General features: G+C 62.6%; 21 protein-coding genes. 12 read left to right on the top strand and 9 right to left on the bottom strand.

Features of this window, described 5'->3' with window-relative positions; translation table 11 throughout:
• Positions 1-67 precede the first annotated feature (67 nt).
• The 4 genes from JQ611_RS22210 to JQ611_RS22195 form a co-directional block, all read right to left on the bottom strand.
• The gene (locus JQ611_RS22210; RefSeq protein ID WP_212466602.1) at positions 68-1,288 is read right to left on the bottom strand and encodes a substrate-binding protein; all 1,221 of its coding nucleotides are present in this window, start codon (positions 1,286-1,288) and stop codon (positions 68-70) included.
• Positions 1,289-1,291: 3 nt separating this feature from the next.
• Complete coding sequence (locus tag JQ611_RS22205; protein WP_212264336.1) at positions 1,292-2,149, bottom strand: branched-chain amino acid ABC transporter permease; 858 nt, start codon at positions 2,147-2,149, stop codon at positions 1,292-1,294.
• Positions 2,150-2,182: 33 nt separating this feature from the next.
• Entirely contained in the window at positions 2,183-3,697 is a 1,515-nt protein-coding gene (locus JQ611_RS22200) for an amidase (protein ID WP_212466601.1), read from the bottom strand.
• 144 nt (positions 3,698-3,841) lie between these two features.
• A complete protein-coding gene (locus JQ611_RS22195) occupies positions 3,842-4,978 on the bottom strand; it encodes a substrate-binding domain-containing protein (RefSeq protein WP_212466600.1) in 1,137 nt (378 codons plus the stop codon).
• On the opposite strand from JQ611_RS22195, the gene JQ611_RS22190 reads away from it, so the two are divergent.
• Together JQ611_RS22190 and JQ611_RS22185 are read left to right on the top strand one after the other, a co-directional pair.
• Positions 4,956-5,213, top strand: coding sequence for a hypothetical protein (locus JQ611_RS22190; RefSeq protein WP_212466599.1), 258 nt, complete (start codon positions 4,956-4,958; stop codon positions 5,211-5,213). The two genes, JQ611_RS22195 and JQ611_RS22190, sit on opposite strands and share 23 nt — an antisense overlap.
• Positions 5,194-5,631 (top strand): MarR family winged helix-turn-helix transcriptional regulator, encoded by a 438-nt coding sequence (locus tag JQ611_RS22185; RefSeq protein ID WP_212413667.1) that lies wholly within the window; start codon positions 5,194-5,196, stop codon positions 5,629-5,631. Before JQ611_RS22190 ends, JQ611_RS22185 begins: the two co-directional genes overlap by 20 nt.
• An 11-nt stretch (positions 5,632-5,642) precedes the next feature.
• Here the strand turns inward: JQ611_RS22185 and JQ611_RS22180 are convergent, their stop codons facing one another.
• Positions 5,643-6,461, bottom strand: a complete 819-nt coding sequence (locus JQ611_RS22180) for a helix-turn-helix domain-containing protein (RefSeq protein WP_212466598.1) — start codon at positions 6,459-6,461, stop codon at positions 5,643-5,645.
• A gap of 172 nt (positions 6,462-6,633) precedes the next feature.
• Complete coding sequence (locus tag JQ611_RS22175) at positions 6,634-7,455, bottom strand: helix-turn-helix domain-containing protein (RefSeq protein WP_212466597.1); 822 nt, start codon at positions 7,453-7,455, stop codon at positions 6,634-6,636.
• Between the two features lie 101 nt (positions 7,456-7,556).
• On the opposite strand from JQ611_RS22175, the gene JQ611_RS22170 reads away from it, so the two are divergent.
• The 7 genes from JQ611_RS22170 (at position 7,557) to JQ611_RS22140 (ending at position 10,493) form a co-directional block, all read left to right on the top strand.
• Complete coding sequence (locus JQ611_RS22170) at positions 7,557-7,766, top strand: hypothetical protein (protein ID WP_312012107.1); 210 nt, start codon at positions 7,557-7,559, stop codon at positions 7,764-7,766.
• 38 nt (positions 7,767-7,804) lie between these two features.
• Entirely contained in the window at positions 7,805-8,203 is a 399-nt protein-coding gene (locus tag JQ611_RS22165) for a hypothetical protein (protein ID WP_212466596.1), read from the top strand.
• 297 nt (positions 8,204-8,500) lie between these two features.
• The gene (locus tag JQ611_RS22160; protein ID WP_212387182.1) at positions 8,501-8,824 is read left to right on the top strand and encodes a helix-turn-helix transcriptional regulator; all 324 of its coding nucleotides are present in this window, start codon (positions 8,501-8,503) and stop codon (positions 8,822-8,824) included.
• Positions 8,821-9,249 (top strand): SRPBCC domain-containing protein, encoded by a 429-nt coding sequence (locus JQ611_RS22155; protein WP_212441508.1) that lies wholly within the window; start codon positions 8,821-8,823, stop codon positions 9,247-9,249. Before JQ611_RS22160 ends, JQ611_RS22155 begins: the two co-directional genes overlap by 4 nt.
• A 55-nt stretch (positions 9,250-9,304) precedes the next feature.
• Complete coding sequence (locus JQ611_RS22150; protein WP_212466595.1) at positions 9,305-9,511, top strand: hypothetical protein; 207 nt, start codon at positions 9,305-9,307, stop codon at positions 9,509-9,511.
• A 14-nt stretch (positions 9,512-9,525) separates the two neighbouring features.
• Positions 9,526-10,017 carry a DUF1801 domain-containing protein gene (locus JQ611_RS22145; RefSeq protein WP_212466594.1) on the top strand — a complete coding sequence of 164 codons (492 nt, stop codon included), beginning with the start codon at positions 9,526-9,528 and terminating at the stop codon, positions 10,015-10,017.
• 44 nt (positions 10,018-10,061) lie between these two features.
• Positions 10,062-10,493 carry a DUF1801 domain-containing protein gene (locus tag JQ611_RS22140; protein ID WP_212466593.1) on the top strand — a complete coding sequence of 144 codons (432 nt, stop codon included), beginning with the start codon at positions 10,062-10,064 and terminating at the stop codon, positions 10,491-10,493.
• Positions 10,494-10,633: 140 nt separating this feature from the next.
• On the opposite strand, the gene JQ611_RS42515 is transcribed toward JQ611_RS22140, so the two are convergent.
• Together JQ611_RS42515 and JQ611_RS22135 are read right to left on the bottom strand one after the other, a co-directional pair.
• Positions 10,634-10,768, bottom strand: coding sequence for a hypothetical protein (locus tag JQ611_RS42515; RefSeq protein ID WP_283816573.1), 135 nt, complete (start codon positions 10,766-10,768; stop codon positions 10,634-10,636).
• Positions 10,765-11,226: a group III truncated hemoglobin gene (locus tag JQ611_RS22135; protein WP_212466592.1), complete on the bottom strand. Its 462-nt coding sequence runs from the start codon at positions 11,224-11,226 to the stop codon at positions 10,765-10,767. Before JQ611_RS22135 ends, JQ611_RS42515 begins: the two co-directional genes overlap by 4 nt.
• An 84-nt stretch (positions 11,227-11,310) precedes the next feature.
• On the opposite strand from JQ611_RS22135, the gene JQ611_RS22130 reads away from it, so the two are divergent.
• Together JQ611_RS22130 and JQ611_RS22125 are read left to right on the top strand one after the other, a co-directional pair.
• Entirely contained in the window at positions 11,311-11,745 is a 435-nt protein-coding gene (locus JQ611_RS22130; protein WP_212466591.1) for an Rrf2 family transcriptional regulator, read from the top strand.
• Entirely contained in the window at positions 11,742-12,029 is a 288-nt protein-coding gene (locus tag JQ611_RS22125) for a DUF6522 family protein (RefSeq protein WP_212466590.1), read from the top strand. The genes JQ611_RS22130 and JQ611_RS22125 overlap by 4 nt, the downstream gene beginning before the upstream one ends.
• A gap of 109 nt (positions 12,030-12,138) precedes the next feature.
• On the opposite strand, the gene JQ611_RS22120 is transcribed toward JQ611_RS22125, so the two are convergent.
• Positions 12,139-12,873: an SET domain-containing protein gene (locus JQ611_RS22120; protein ID WP_212466589.1), complete on the bottom strand. Its 735-nt coding sequence runs from the start codon at positions 12,871-12,873 to the stop codon at positions 12,139-12,141.
• Positions 12,874-13,068: 195 nt separating this feature from the next.
• On the opposite strand from JQ611_RS22120, the gene JQ611_RS22115 reads away from it, so the two are divergent.
• Positions 13,069-13,686, top strand: coding sequence for a hypothetical protein (locus JQ611_RS22115; RefSeq protein WP_212466588.1), 618 nt, complete (start codon positions 13,069-13,071; stop codon positions 13,684-13,686).
• Positions 13,687-13,920 lie beyond the last annotated feature (234 nt).

Genomic DNA, 13,920 nt, shown 5'->3' with positions numbered 1-13,920 from the left:
GCTGCCGCCGCGCGATGCTCGGTGTTACCTTTGGCATTGCATCAGCATTCCTTCTCAGCATTCCCTTTTAGCATTCCTTGGGATCGACGAGGCCGGCGCTGCGCGCGACGATCTCATAATTGCCGCCCTTGGCAACCGCCGTGTACATCTTCATCTTGCAATGCCGCTTGCCGGGAACCATTTCGGCGGGTCCGCCGGGACCTTCGGCGATCTTGGCATGGTCCAGTGCCGCCGCGACCCCGTCGCGATCGATCTTGCCGGCTTCCTTGACGGCCGCCTCCCACAGTTTGAGGCCACGATAGGTCCCGGTCGCGGCGCTGCCCGCGGCGAACAGGAAGGTGCCCGGAAACTGCTTTTCGTAGGTCGCATGAAGCTTGGCGCTGAACGGATCTTCCGGTGTGAGCGCCTTGAAATAGTCGAGGCAGCTTGCAAGGCCTTCGATCTCGGCCGCCTGGTTGATGTTGAGCGTGTTCTCGTCGTAGTAGACGCAACTTAGCCGGCCGCCGTTCTTGAGGAATCCCGCCTCGTACAGCTGCTTGAAAAACGGCCCGACGCCCGGCGGGATCACGGTGTTGAACACCACGTCGACTTTGTTAGAGATGACCCGGTTCACCGTGGCGCTGAAGTCGATCTGGTCGAGCGGATAATATTCTTCGAAGACCACCTCGCCGCCATTGGCCTCGATCACCTTGCGGGCATAGACGTTCAACGTGTGCGGCCAGACGTAGTTGGCGCTCGGCAGCGCGAACCGCTTGCCGCCGTTCTTGATCAGCCAGGGAATGAATTCGTCGCACTGCTGCGCCGGCGTCGGGCCGGTGCAGAACAGATAGGGCGTGCATTCCTTGCCCTCGTAGAGCTGCGGGTAGATGTAGAGCGTCTTGCCGCGGGCGACGATGACGTCCTTGATAGCGTTGCGCATCGAGCTGGTGATGCCGCCCAGCACCAGATCGACCTTGTCGCGCTGGATCAGTTTTCGGACGTTGCCGACCGCGACCGATTCATTCGAGGCCGTGTCCTCGATGAACAATTCCAGTGGCCGGCCGAGCAATCCACCGGAGTCGTTGATTTCCTTGATCACCATTTTTGCGACGTTCGCATCCGCGTTGCCGGCGTAACCGATCGGACCGGTCAAGTCGGTCGCGATGCCGACCTTGATCGGGGCGGCCGCGGCGTTCGCCCAATCGGGACGAACGACCCAACTGCCGACGCCGGTGGCGATGGCGGTGCTGGCAAAGGCGAAGTTGGAAAGAAACCGCCGGCGGTTGAGATGGCTGCGATCGCTGGACATGAACTAGACCCCTTTTCCTGAAATCAGGCCTTGCGGCCGAAACTTGATGAAGATGATGGCGAGAACGAACACGAGGACGTCGGCGATCACGGGCGGAATGATCCAGGGCAGTGCCGCGGCCAGCGTGCCGATCACGCCGGCGCCCGCGACGGGTCCCGCGAACGAGCCGACTCCGCCGACCATGACGGCGACGAACCCCTGGATCAGGAAGCGCAGGCCGAGATCGGCAAACAGCGAGAACACCGGCACGATCAGCGCGCCTGCAAGACCTGCGAGCGCGGCGCCGAACGCAAAGGTGGCGCCATAGATCGCATTGGTTGAAATGCCGGAGGCGCGGGCGAGCGCGGGGTTTTCCAGCGAGGCCCGGATGCGCAACCCGAAGGCGGTGCGCGCCAGCAGCAGATAGCTGCCGATCATCACCAGCGCCGTGATCAGGATGATGACCAGCCGCCAACTCGAAAAGTGCATGGTCCCGATATTGACCGAACCGCCGAGCGGCTCCGGGACCGACAGATAAAGCCCGCCGATCAGGCCGCGGACGATTTCGCGGATAATGAGTCCGAGCGCGTAGGTGCCCAGCATCGCCACGATCGGTGCGGCGTAAAATCGCCGGACGATGCTCCGCTCCAGCACAAATCCCAGTGCACCGACGGCAAACGGTGCGGCGACCATTCCGACCCAGACCGGCGCGCCGGCGCTGTGCACGATATAGGTGACGTAGGCGCCGAGCAGGACGAACTCGCCCTGCGCGAAGTTGAAGATGCCCATCATGCTGGCGATGATCCCGAGCCCCAGCACGACCAGAACGACGATCGCGCCAAAACTCAGGATCTCGAACAGTGCGACGAACAGATTATCCATATGGCATCCAGCAGCGTTTGCGGGTTCGGCTGCTTACATTTTCTTCCAGTCTGCCGCCTGCTCGAAGGCGTGCGCCGCGCGATAGATGGTCGATTCCTCGAAATGCCGGCCGACCAGCATCAGCCCGACCGGGAGGCCGTCGACCATGCCGCAGGGTACCGACATCGCCGGGTGGTGCGTGATGTCGAACGGCGCGGTGTTGGTGATCATCTCGAAGGCGCGCTGGCACACCTCCTCCCGAGAGGCGCCGGGTGCAGGCAACGGCGTCGCCTTCATCGGCGTGGTCGGCATCAGCAGGAGATCGTAATTCGCCAGCACCTTGTCATAGGCCGCGGTGATACGCCGCGAGATGTTGACGGATTTGCCGTAGTAGCGCGGCCCGAAATTATTGTTGATGTAGACGCCAAGCATCAGAAACAGTTTTGTGGTTTCCGAGAGCGAGTCCGCCTGCCCGCGCCAGCCGCGATGAAAATCCATCAGCGACGTCGAGTACAGATCCGAGCGGCTGAGACCATAGCCGTCGCCGAACATCATGGTCTGGGCGATGCCTTCGGCGCCGATCGGCGTCCAGACCGCCGGTGCCACCATGTGCATCGGGATTGAAACCTGTTCGACTGTCGCGCCGAGGCTCGCCAGCCGCTTCGCCGCTTCCATCACGCTCCTGTTGACGTCGGCTTCGGCGCCGACCTGCTCAAAACCTTCCTTGACGATGGCGATCTTCATGCCCTTGATACCGGCGCCCAGCGCCTTGGTGTAATCCTCCACCTTGGGCGACTTGATCCGCGGGTCGTAGCCGTCGTCGCCGGCGATCACTTCGAGCAACAGCGCGTTGTCGGCGACATTGGCGGTCATCGGCCCGGTGTGATCAACGAAAATCTCGATCGGCATGATACCGGTATAGGGCACGAGGCCCCAGGTCGGCTTCATGCCGTAGGTGCCGCTGAAGGACGACGGCATCCGGATCGATCCGCCCTGGTCGCCGCCGATCGCCATATCGACTTCGCCGAGCGCGACCACGACCGCGCTGCCCGAGGACGATCCGCCTGCGGAAAAGCCCATCTTGTGCGGGTTGTGCACCGGACCGGTCGAATTGGTATGACTGCCGCCGGAGATGCAGAACGATTCGCAATGCACCTTGCCGGCAATCTCGGCGCCGGCATCGAGCATGCGCGTGACGATGGTGGCGTCGAAATCCGGCACATAGCCTTCGAGCGTCGCGGAGCCGTTCATCATGGGCACGCCGGCCAGCATGATGTTGTCCTTCAGCGCCACGACCTTGCCCTTCAGCTTGCCGCTGGCGGCGCCCTTGACGGTCGATTTGCGGTACCAGGCGTTGCGCGTATTTTCTTCCGGCGACGGGCGATAACCGGGGGTCCGCGGGTACTTCACGATCGGGACTTCGTCGGCCATTGCGCCCACGGCGTTGTAGGCATCGACCGAGCCCTGCATCAATCCGCGGAAGGAAGCGACGTCCTCATCGGTCAAGGCCAGACCGCATTGGTCGGCAACCGCGCGCAGCTGATCGGGAGTAGGAAGCGCTACTGTCACGATGGATTCTCCTGTTTCTTTGACGGCTCGCGAAGGAAATTGCGAAGGGCCCCAACCCCACACCCATCACTAGAAACGGAAATGTTTTCCTTTTCAAGGATTATTTTGCAACGCCTCCCGTTGCGAAGCGTTACGCGTTCGCGGTCAGAACTGTTTGATCAGCCGGAAGTCCAACCCGTTGGCGGCGGCAAGATAGATCGGCATCCTGGCGCTGCCGCGGCGAATGCCGATGTTGCCTCGCGCGCCTTGATAGTCCACGTTCGCAGCCGCCGAGAGCAACGGCTGGCGCGCCAGCGATCCTGCGCGCGCTGCGACCGTCTCCAGAAACCGCAGCCCCTCGTAGTTCGACTGCGCGATCGAACCGATCGGCGGCGCGTGGCGACCGAACGTGGCTTCGTATTGGCAGCGGAAAGCGTCGTTCTCGCGCGACGCCTTGTCGATAAAATAGCCGGACGCGCAGAACAGGTTTTCGGTATTGTCGGCGCCGATCCCGAGCAGCACGGTCTCGTCCATCGCGCCGGCTAGGCGCAGCATGCGGGAGCCGAGCCCCTGCTCGCCAAAGGTACGGTTGAACACGACGCTGTCGGCGCCGATCAACGTGATCAGCACCACGTCGGGTTTCGCGGCCCGGATCCGCGCCAGCTGGTTGCCGTGATTGTGCTCGCCGATCGGCACGAACTCTTCGCCGACGACACGCCCGCCTGCGTCCGCGATGTATTTTTTGATCGCCTTGTGGGACAGCCATGGCCAGACATAGTCGCTGCCGATCAGATACCAGCTCGCTGCCTGCTTGGTGTTGGCGAGCCACTCGATGGCCGGGCGCCATTGCGCCCCCGGCGTCTCGCCGATGGCCATGACGCCGGGCGTTCGCTCGCCACCCTCATAGACCGGCGTGTAAAGGTAGGGAATGTGACCGGCGACGACCTTGCGCAGCGCCACCCTGACCGCGCTGATATGCGAGCCCATGATGAGATCGGCGTCTTCGGACGCGACAATGTCGGAAGCGGTGCGCGTCACGTCGTCGATATCGCCGCCGGTGTCATGGAACGCGACTTCGATTTCGCGGCCGAGAATGCCGCCGCGGCGGTTGATCTCGGAAATGCCCAGCAGCGTACTGTTGATGGAGGCCGGGCCCCAGATTCCGGACGGACCGGACAGTCCGACAAAATTGGCAATCCGCAACTTCTTGCGATCACGCGGCGCCCGGAACGGGCCAAGCGCCGGCTCCGAGGTGCCCGTCCCCATCCCCGGAAACCCCTTGAGCAGCAGTTCCGGCGGCATCGGCGGCCCACCGAACTTTTTTAATTGCGGCAACGAGAGCAATTCGCTCTCCTTTCAGCTTCTTTTAGTCCGGCGCCATCAGACTACCATCGGCAAGGTGTTCAGCAACAAAAATATCCTAGTGGAAAATATTGAATATTCAACGATTCCCGTGCATAGAGATCAAGCAAGAGCGCTAAATATTCATCCAAAACTCCATTACGAAGTTCAAAGCCTTGGCCAAAACGCCCAGTAAACCCATCACCGAGCATCTCGCCTACCTGCTTGCGCAGGCCAACCGGGAGATCAATCGCCAGCTCGACGCGCGCTTCCGCAAGGAAGGCGTGCCGGTCGAGCAATGGCGCATCCTGAAGGTGTTGTCGGACGGCAAGGGCCACTCGATGGGTGAACTTGCCGAAGCGGTGCTGCTCAATCATCCGACGCTGACCAAGATGGTCGACCGGATGGTGTCGGATGCCCTCGTCTACCGGGTCCAGGATGCCGACGACCGGCGCAAGGTCTTGATGTTCTCCTCCGACCGCGGCAAGGCGCTGACCCAGCGCCTGAACTCGCTGGCGCTGAGCCAAGAGGCCTTCATCGCCGAGAATTACGGCAACAAGGCCACGGCGGATTTGAAACGCCTGCTGGAAAGCCTGATCGAGAAGGCGAACTGAGCGGTCGGCGGTTACGCCGCCAGTGCGACGAGAATGGCCTCGGACGCTTCATCCGCCGGCATGAACATTTCTACGCGCAGTTCCTGCAGCGTGACGTCCTGCGGTGTGCCCAATGTCAACACCGCGCCGATCAGGCCGACCGAGACATCGCCCTTGCGCAGCCGCACCTCGCATAGCGGGCCCGGGGTTTCGTGCTCGTCGAACTGCGCGACCGGCAGGTCGGGCAATTTCAACAATTCGCGCCAGGTCGATAGCAGCGCCAGATCGAGCGGCGCGGCCATCGCCTCGTGGCGGGCGCGGACCAGCAGTGCGGACGCGACCTTCGGCCAGTTTTCGACATAGGGTCGCAACTCGTCGGGTGAAAGAAACATCCGCATGTGATTGAGCGGACGCGCCATGCGCTCTGCCCCGAGCAGCATCGTCATCAGCCGCGTCGCCGCGCCGTTGGCCTGCAGCACGTTCCAGCGCCGGTCGGTGACGATGGCGGGAAACGGTTCGTGCCGGCGCAGCAGCAGGTCGATGGCGCGTTTGGCGTCGGCGACTTCGGGCGCGGACAAATCGCGCTCGCCATATTGCCGCGCAAAGCCGCCGGATTCCAGCAGCGCGTTGCGGTCGCGCAGCGACAGGCCGAGCGCGGAGGCCAGTTGCAGCAGGATCTCGCGGCTCGCTACCGCCTTGCTGGTTTCGACGTAGCTGAGATGCTTGATCGAAATGCCGGCCTCGAACGCCAGATCGGCCTGGCTCATGGCCCGGCGGTTGCGCCAGCCGCGCAGGAGATCGCCGACGGGATTGGCGGGTACGCCAGCATGCTGGTTTGAGCGTGAATCCATGTGGCGAGTATGCGAAGGGCGCCCTCGCCTGTAAACGCCCCGCGGTGTCGCGCCCCTCCGTCATTCCGGGGCGCGCGTAAGCGCGAGCCCGGAATCCATAACCACCATCGGGAGTATGGATTCCGGGCTCGCGCCAAGAGGCGCGCCCCGGAATGACGAGGTGAGAGTTTGTTCAGCTCAAACCCGCCGCGATCTCCCGCATCCGCCGTGCGGTCAGATCGTCGGCGGGGAAAAACGTCTCCAGCGCCAGTTCCGACAGCGTCACGTCGACCGGCGTGCCGAAAATCATCGTGGTCGAGATGAAACTCAACACCTCGCCATTGAGGCGCAGCTTGAACGGGATCGCGACATTGTCCGGCGACAGCGGGCCGGAGCGCGCCGGCATCGGAAAGGCCTTCAGCTCCGCGTAGAGCTTTAGCAGTTCAGGATCGGCGGTTGCCTCGCACTGGCGGTGCAGCCGTTCCAAGAGATGGCTACTCCATTCGGCGAGATTGACCGTGCGCGGCGCCAGCGCTTCGGGATGGAAGGCCAGCCGCAGGATATTGAAGGGCTGGCCCAGCAGCCGCGCCGGAATGCCCTCGAGCAGCGGCGCCACCATGCGGTTGGCGGTGACGAGATTCCAGTGCCGGTCATAGGCCAGCGCCGGATTGGGCTCGTGCGCCTTCAGGACGAGATCGATCGCCGTCCGCGCCGCTTTCAGCGCGGGATCGTCCAGCGAGCGCTGCGGAAAGGCCGGTGCATAGCCGGCCGCCACCAGCAACACGTTGCGTTCGCGCAAGGGCACCTCCAGGCGTTCGGCCAGTTTCAGCACCATCTCGCGCGACGGCGCGGCGCGGCCGGTTTCGACGAAACTCAAATGGCGCGCCGAAATCTCGGCATCGCCGGCCAGATCGAGCTGGCTGAGATGGCGGCGCTGTCGCCATTCGCGCAGGTGATCGCCGATATGGACGGGCTGGGTACGTTCGGCTCGCGCCGTGGAAGCATGTGCGTTCATGGTGGAAAACCTACCATGCGAATTTCTCAGCTTCCATTACCTCCGACGTAATCGAATTGGGTCGCGGACCGGGTCATCTTGTCAACCACAGGAGATGACCCATGCTGATGCTTCCTCTGTTTCTGCTCATCGTTCGCGCCCTGCATAATCTGGCGGTCTGGGCGCTGGCCCGTTCCCTCAACATGCCGGAACCCCTGGTGCACGACACCGGCGTCTTCGTGGTCGCGCAGGTGCAGACGATCGAGAACCGGATCGGCGAGGCGCTGTCCCCGATGCGGCGCTGGCGTCAGTTCCGGTCCTGGTTCCGCTAACCCCAACCACCCACCCCGTAAAACCAAAGGAGAGAACTATGATCAACCCATCCTCATTCCTGAGCCGCGCTCTGCTTGCCGACGCCGTCTTCAGCGGCGTAGCGGCGGTGGCCCTTACGCTCGGCGCCGGCGTGCTCGCGCCGTTCCTCAATCTGCCGGAAGCCCTGCTGCGCGAGAGCGGGCTGTTTCTCATCGCCTACACCGCGCTGGTCGGCTGGCTCGGCACGCGGCAATCGGTGCTGAAGGCGCTGGTGCTGCTGGTGATCGTGGGCAACGCCGCGTGGACGCTGGGCAGTATCGCCCTGCTGTTCTCGGGCGCGGTCAGCCCGAACCTGCTCGGCATCCTGTTCGTCGTCGCGCAGGCGATTGCGACCGGCGTGTTTGCCGAGTTGCAATATATCGGACTGCGCAAGAGCGGCGGCGTGGTGACCGCGTGAGCTTGATGTGAATTGAGAGCGCGCCCGATGACAGGCTCTTGTCATCGGGCGCGAATTCGCGTGAGCCGCTGGCGCCTTCGCGCCCTCCCGCTGGATGTATAACCAGCGGGGTATGGTAATTTTCGGCCGACCCACGTCTTGTCCGAGGTACGCCAACCTGCCTTCAACGGCTTGGCTTACATTGGTCGCGGAACTTTGCCCCTGACGCAATCGTTCGGCCGCTCCTTGTTCCCGCTTGACTAACATATATCCCGATGGTTATACGTCGACCCATAGCCAACGGGTTATCGATCCCACATGCCTGATGTTCATGATGTGCTGTTCCGAACACTCGCCGATCCAACGCGGCGGGCGATCTTCGAGCGGCTGTGCCGCGACGGCGAGCAGACGGTCGGGGCCCTGACGGCGCGCGCCGGCGTCTCGCAGCCGGCCGTCTCGAAGCATCTCGGCGTCCTGAAGCAGGCCGGGCTGGTGCGCGACCGCCATGAAGGACGACAGACCCATTACAGCGCGCAGCTCGGCGCGCTTTCGCCGCTGATCGACTGGACCAGCCAGATGGCCGGCTTCTGGCAGAACCGGTTCGACGACCTCGAAGATCTCCTCAAAAGGATGGACCAATGAACACTGCGACCGAAACGCGCTCCGTCGTCGTCGAACGCGAAATCCCTCATCCGCCGGAAAAGATCTGGCGCGCGCTGACACAACCGCATTTGATCGAGGAGTGGCTGATGAAGAACGACTTCAAGCCTGTTGTGGGTCACAACTTCAATCTGCGCGGCGAGTGGGGCGGCGTGCTGGACTGCGAGGTTCTCGCCGTCGAGCCGAATAAAAAGCTGACCTACACCTGGAATTTCAAGCACGAACAAGCGGCCTACAATCTGAGCAGCGTCGTCGCCTGGACGCTCACTCCGACGCGCACCGGAACCCTGCTGCGCATGGAGCAGTCGGGCTTCCGGCCGGATCAGCCGCAGGCCTATGGCGGCGCCAAGGCAGGGTGGCAGGAGTTCTTTGCAAAGCTGGAGCAGATCCTGGCGCGGGCGGAGTGAAGCCTGCAGGCTACGCCTGAGGAATATTCAAGGCACGTAACAAGAGGAGATTCCATTGAACTGGAACATCTGGATTCGACAGATCCACTGCTGGCTGTCCATTGCCTTTACGGTGACCGTCATCATCAACTTCATCGCCGTGGCACGGGGGACGCATGCCGACTGGCTCGGCTTCCTGGCGCTGCTGCCGCTCTTCCTGCTTCTGTTCAGCGGATTGTACCTGTTCGCGCTGCCCTATGCCACCAAGTGGCGTAGCGGATGACGCAGGGAGCGGACATGAAGGCAGGCAAGACGTCGAAGAAGCCGGCGAAGAAGGTCGCAAAGAAGATCGCAAAGAAAACCGCCGCCAAGCGGGTCGCCGCGAAGCCGAAGCTGCTGTCGGGCGGCAATCCGCAGATCGCGAAGGGGGACGGCGACGCTCCGGTGCAGGCCTATATCGCCGCGATGCCGGGCTGGAAGCGCGACCTTGGCAAGCGGCTCGATACGTTCATCGTGCGAAACCTGCCTGATGTGCGCAAGGCCGTGAAGTGGAACTCGCCCTTCTATGGCATCGAGGGCCAAGGCTGGTTCCTCGCGCTCCACGTCTACACGCGCTACGTCAAGGTGGCGTTCTTCCGCGGCGCATCACTGCGACCGCTGCCGCCCGGCGCCAGCAAGCACAAGGATGTCCGCTACCTCGATATCCATGAAGACGACGAACTCGACGAGGCGCAGTTGGCCAAATGGCTGAAACAGGCCGCCGCGTTGCCCGGCTATCTCGCGCCTTGATACCTTCGCAAACTGAATACGCAGCCGCATGAGGTGAAAACAATATGAAGAAGAGCGCAACGGTGAAGAAGAGCGCAGCGACCAAAGAGACCACCAGGGAAGAATCCCCTTCCCGGCTGATCGACATCAAGATCAAGGAACTGGGCGACTGGCGGGGCAAGACGCTCGCCGGTGTCCGCGCGCTGATCAAGCAGGCCGTGCCTGATGTGGTTGAAGAGTTGAAGTGGCGCGGCGTTCCGGTCTGGTCGCACGACGGGATCATCTGCACCGGCGAGACCTACAAGAGCGCCGTCAAGCTGACATTCGCCAAGGGCGCTTCGCTCAAGGACCCGTCAAAGCTGTTCAATTCCAGCCTCGAGGGCAACACCAGGCGCGCGATCGACATTCATGAGGGCGTTGAAATCAATGCGGACGCCTTCAAGACGCTGATCCGCGCCGCGGCGGCGCTGAACAGCTCGAAGAAAAAGGCGCGTTAGCTGCCTCGTCATTCCGGGGCGATGCGAAAGCATCGAACTACGATGTGCTATTGCACATCTGAGAATCTCGAGATTCCCCGGTGCGCAATTGCGCACCTGAGGTCTGGTGCTACGCACCATCCCGGAATGACGCGAGTGCGTCAGCTCAACGCCAATGCCGCGAACATTCCACCCAGCGTCAGGACAAGCCCGATGACGAGCATCGGGACGAGGCTGCTGCCGGAATAGGGATCGGCCTGGTCCTTGCCTTGTATCGCACGCGTCTGGTTGGTCATTGAACAGCTCCTGTTTCGTTGCGCCGAAATCTCTCGCCGGGCGCGAGCATGACGCCCTGCCCACTGGCGATTCCAAGTTCGAGGCTTGCTGCGATCCGCTGCGCCCGTTCGACGAAATGGGCCGCGGCCACGGGCGGACAGATTTCGTTCGCCGCAGCCTCGAACAGTTCGAGCCAGCGGTCGAAATGACCGGCGTCGACCGGCAGCGGCATATGCTTGACCATGGGCGTGCCGTGATAGCGGCCCGACATAAGCGCCACCGATGACCAGAACGCGCACATCTGTTGCAGATGCGGCTCCCAATCCGAAATGCGCGCCTCGAATACCGGCGCCAGCATCGGATCGCTGCGGACTTTTGCGTAGAAGCCCCGCACCAGCCGTTCGATCATGGCTTCCGTGATGCCGGTTCTTTCCATGATCTCGGCGGTGATCGCCTGACGCCGTTCTGCCCCTGTCATTACGGGTATCCTTAAATAGGTATTTCAAATGCATATTTAGACGGCTATAAATGCTCTGCCAAGTCACATTTCTGAGGGCCTCCCATGCGCCTGACATTGTTCACCGATTTTGCCCTGCGCGCCCTGATGCGGCTGGCGGGCGAGCCGGCGCGCTCGTTCGCCACGAGCGAGATCGCGGCCGAGTTCGGCATCTCGCGCAATCATTTGGCCAAGGTGGTGCGGGATCTCGCCGATGGCGGCTTCATTTCAACCCAACGCGGCGTCGGCGGCGGGTTCAGCCTAGCGCGGCCGCCGCAATCGATTACGCTCGGCGAAGTCGTGCGCGCACTGGAAGGCGAAGCGCTGGTCGAGTGTTTTCGTGAGGATGGCGGTTGTTGCTCCCTGCTGCCGCGCTGCCGGCTGAAAGGGAAACTCGCCGCCGCGCGCGAAGCCTTCATGCGCGAACTCGACGGCACCACTCTGGCGGAATGCGCCTATCCCGCGCGATCCAAAGCGAGCCCGGCGCGAGGTGCCGCATGAAGCCGATCGAGTTTGCCGATGGCGAAGTGGAGATCGATGCGTCGATCGTCGCCGAAGGTCTCGGCATCGCGCTGCCGCGGCTCAAGGAAGGCATGCGCGCGGGCACGATCACCAGCGTTTCCGAGCGTGGCGTCGATGCGGATCAGGGGCGGCATCGCCTGACGTTCTTCTCCGAGCATCGGCGCTTTCGCGTCGTGGTCGACGCGTCGGGCGCGATCGTTCAGCGCTCGGCGGTAGATTTCGGGGTTTCGTCGTTGCCGCAGTCGGCGCGGAAGCCGGGCTAGTAATCGTCATTCCGGGGCGCGAAGCGAACCCGGAATCTCGAGATTCCCCGATGTGCAATTGCACATCTGAGGTCTGGTCCTTCGGACCATCCCGGAATGACGGACGGATTTACGCCGTCGCCCGGCTTTCCCTGGCTTGCTGCGGCTTTGCCAGAATACCGGACCGTGCAGTCGGGGTCTTGCGGGCGTGTCCGTTCAGCGACTTGCCGTTCAAGGATTTGCCGTTGAGCCTGGCGCCGTTCGTCTTGGCCCCATTGGTCCTGGTGCCATTCTTGGCGACCAGCTTCAGCTTGTCTTTTTCCTTGGCCTTTTCCCTGGCCTTGCGCGCCCGGGCGGCCTTCGCCTTTTGCTTCTCGGCTTCCTTCAAAGCCTTCCGCTCCGCCTTGGCCTTGAGGCGAAGCTTCTCCGCCCTCGCCTCGGCGCGCTTCTTCTTGCGCTTCTTTTCGCATGCCGCGCATTTGCAGCCGATCGGCTTCAGATAGGCTTTGAAATAGTCGGTGCCGTAATCGTAATTGATCTCATCGCCCGGCTCGATGTTCTTGATGGCGCGGATGATGACCTTGCGCTTGCGCGGCTTGACGTCGGATTCCGCGTTCGGCTTGCAGGCATGGTTGATGTAGCGGGCGACGTTCGCGCGCACCGAACCGTCGATGGTCCAGCGGTTGGTCAGCTCGAACAGATATTTGTTCTCGATCGCGTCGTCTTTTTTCTTCTTCGAATCCAGTAGCGGGCCAAAATAGCGGACGATCTTGGCGCCCTTTTTGATCGGCTTGGTGGCGAAGAGGCCAAGCCCGGTGCGGGAGCGGCCGACGCGGAAGGGTTTGTTCGGAGATACGGTAGCCATGACGATTGAATTACTGACACGCTGGTGAGTGAAAGGAACGGCGAAGCTGCTCTTCTAGGACGATTCCGCGCCGATGTCAGGTATTTCGCTTGGCTTCCTTGAACCTTCCCCAGATTGTACACGTCAGAATGTCATGGTTCCCCAAAGGCCGGGGATGGCCCAGGGGACCTCAGGGACGGCAAGGGACGCCAAGGGATGAAACGCTTCCGCAATCTGCATTTGACGGCATTGGCCGGTGCGGCATGCGCCGTGCTTGGCCTGTTTTCACCCGCAAATGCCCAGACATTCAGCAGCAGCTATACGTCCACGGCGCCGAAGGATTGCCGCATGATCGGCAAGCCCAGCGAACTCGACGGCAGCACGACGCGGGTCTGCCCCGGCATGGCCGGCCTCATGGTGCTGGTCAGCGAAGGCGACTTACGCGAAACCGTCTCGGTCGGCCGCAACCGCGCCGCGGCGGCCAAGGAGCCGGCTGCGCAAAGCTGGTTCGGCCCGTTCAACTCGACCACCACCACCGTCGAATGGCGGGCGATGGACGGCAAGCCGTTCGCGATCATCCAACGCTGGCACATCGCCGACAACAGCGATCCGGACAAGGAAGGCCGCCCCACCGCCAAGCCGATGCTGGCGGTGACCAGGCTGCCGCCCGGCGCCGTCTGCCACGTCGCCTATATCGACGCCCAGGCCAACCCAAATCCCAACGAGCTCGCCCGCAAGGCCGCAGACGAGATCGCGCGCAGCTTCACCTGCGGCAAGGACGAAGTGAAGGTGATCGGCGAGACCGGCCACGCCGTGAGCATGGCGAAGCGTTAGCGGAAGACGTCGGGCGCCTGGCTCCGTTCTGACACGCGCCCCCCACCGGCCTTCTCTCCATGGACGCGCCAGGGTTGCGGCGCCAAGTCGCGTGTACCGGCGCTGTAAGACTACCGCAGGCCCTCAAAAGCCGTTATGGTTCCCGACCAAAAGGGGGACGTGGATTTGCGGAAACGGGCATCCAACCCGGTTTGCCCTCAAAAAACACCCCTTCAATCGATTACGACACAGTCT

Origin of the sequence: Bradyrhizobium sp. AUGA SZCCT0182, assembly GCF_018130185.1 — a bacterium.
Taxonomy (GTDB): Bacteria; Pseudomonadota; Alphaproteobacteria; order Rhizobiales; family Xanthobacteraceae; genus Bradyrhizobium.
Note: the sequence above shows the minus strand (reverse complement) of the source record. Positions and strands in the feature narration are given on the sequence as shown.

Excerpts from the sequence above, each read along its gene's own strand:
- JQ611_RS22210 (WP_212466602.1), bottom strand. The coding sequence starts at position 1,288 with ATGTCCAGCGATCGCAGCCATCTCAACCGCCGGCGGTTTCTTTCCAAC.
- JQ611_RS22205 (WP_212264336.1), bottom strand. The coding sequence starts at position 2,149 with ATGGATAATCTGTTCGTCGCACTGTTCGAGATCCTGAGTTTTGGCGCG.
- JQ611_RS22195 (WP_212466600.1), bottom strand. The coding sequence starts at position 4,978 with ATGCCGCCGGAACTGCTGCTCAAGGGGTTTCCGGGGATGGGGACGGGC.
- JQ611_RS22180 (WP_212466598.1), bottom strand. The coding sequence starts at position 6,461 with ATGGATTCACGCTCAAACCAGCATGCTGGCGTACCCGCCAATCCCGTC.
- JQ611_RS22175 (WP_212466597.1), bottom strand. The coding sequence starts at position 7,455 with ATGAACGCACATGCTTCCACGGCGCGAGCCGAACGTACCCAGCCCGTC.
- JQ611_RS22170 (WP_312012107.1), top strand. The coding sequence starts at position 7,557 with ATGCTGATGCTTCCTCTGTTTCTGCTCATCGTTCGCGCCCTGCATAAT.
- JQ611_RS22165 (WP_212466596.1), top strand. The coding sequence starts at position 7,805 with ATGATCAACCCATCCTCATTCCTGAGCCGCGCTCTGCTTGCCGACGCC.
- JQ611_RS22160 (WP_212387182.1), top strand. The coding sequence starts at position 8,501 with ATGCCTGATGTTCATGATGTGCTGTTCCGAACACTCGCCGATCCAACG.
- JQ611_RS22155 (WP_212441508.1), top strand. The coding sequence starts at position 8,821 with ATGAACACTGCGACCGAAACGCGCTCCGTCGTCGTCGAACGCGAAATC.
- JQ611_RS22145 (WP_212466594.1), top strand. The coding sequence starts at position 9,526 with ATGAAGGCAGGCAAGACGTCGAAGAAGCCGGCGAAGAAGGTCGCAAAG.
- JQ611_RS22140 (WP_212466593.1), top strand. The coding sequence starts at position 10,062 with ATGAAGAAGAGCGCAACGGTGAAGAAGAGCGCAGCGACCAAAGAGACC.
- JQ611_RS42515 (WP_283816573.1), bottom strand. The coding sequence starts at position 10,768 with ATGACCAACCAGACGCGTGCGATACAAGGCAAGGACCAGGCCGATCCC.
- JQ611_RS22135 (WP_212466592.1), bottom strand. The coding sequence starts at position 11,226 with ATGACAGGGGCAGAACGGCGTCAGGCGATCACCGCCGAGATCATGGAA.
- JQ611_RS22130 (WP_212466591.1), top strand. The coding sequence starts at position 11,311 with ATGCGCCTGACATTGTTCACCGATTTTGCCCTGCGCGCCCTGATGCGG.
- JQ611_RS22125 (WP_212466590.1), top strand. The coding sequence starts at position 11,742 with ATGAAGCCGATCGAGTTTGCCGATGGCGAAGTGGAGATCGATGCGTCG.
- JQ611_RS22120 (WP_212466589.1), bottom strand. The coding sequence starts at position 12,873 with ATGGCTACCGTATCTCCGAACAAACCCTTCCGCGTCGGCCGCTCCCGC.
- JQ611_RS22115 (WP_212466588.1), top strand. The coding sequence starts at position 13,069 with ATGAAACGCTTCCGCAATCTGCATTTGACGGCATTGGCCGGTGCGGCA.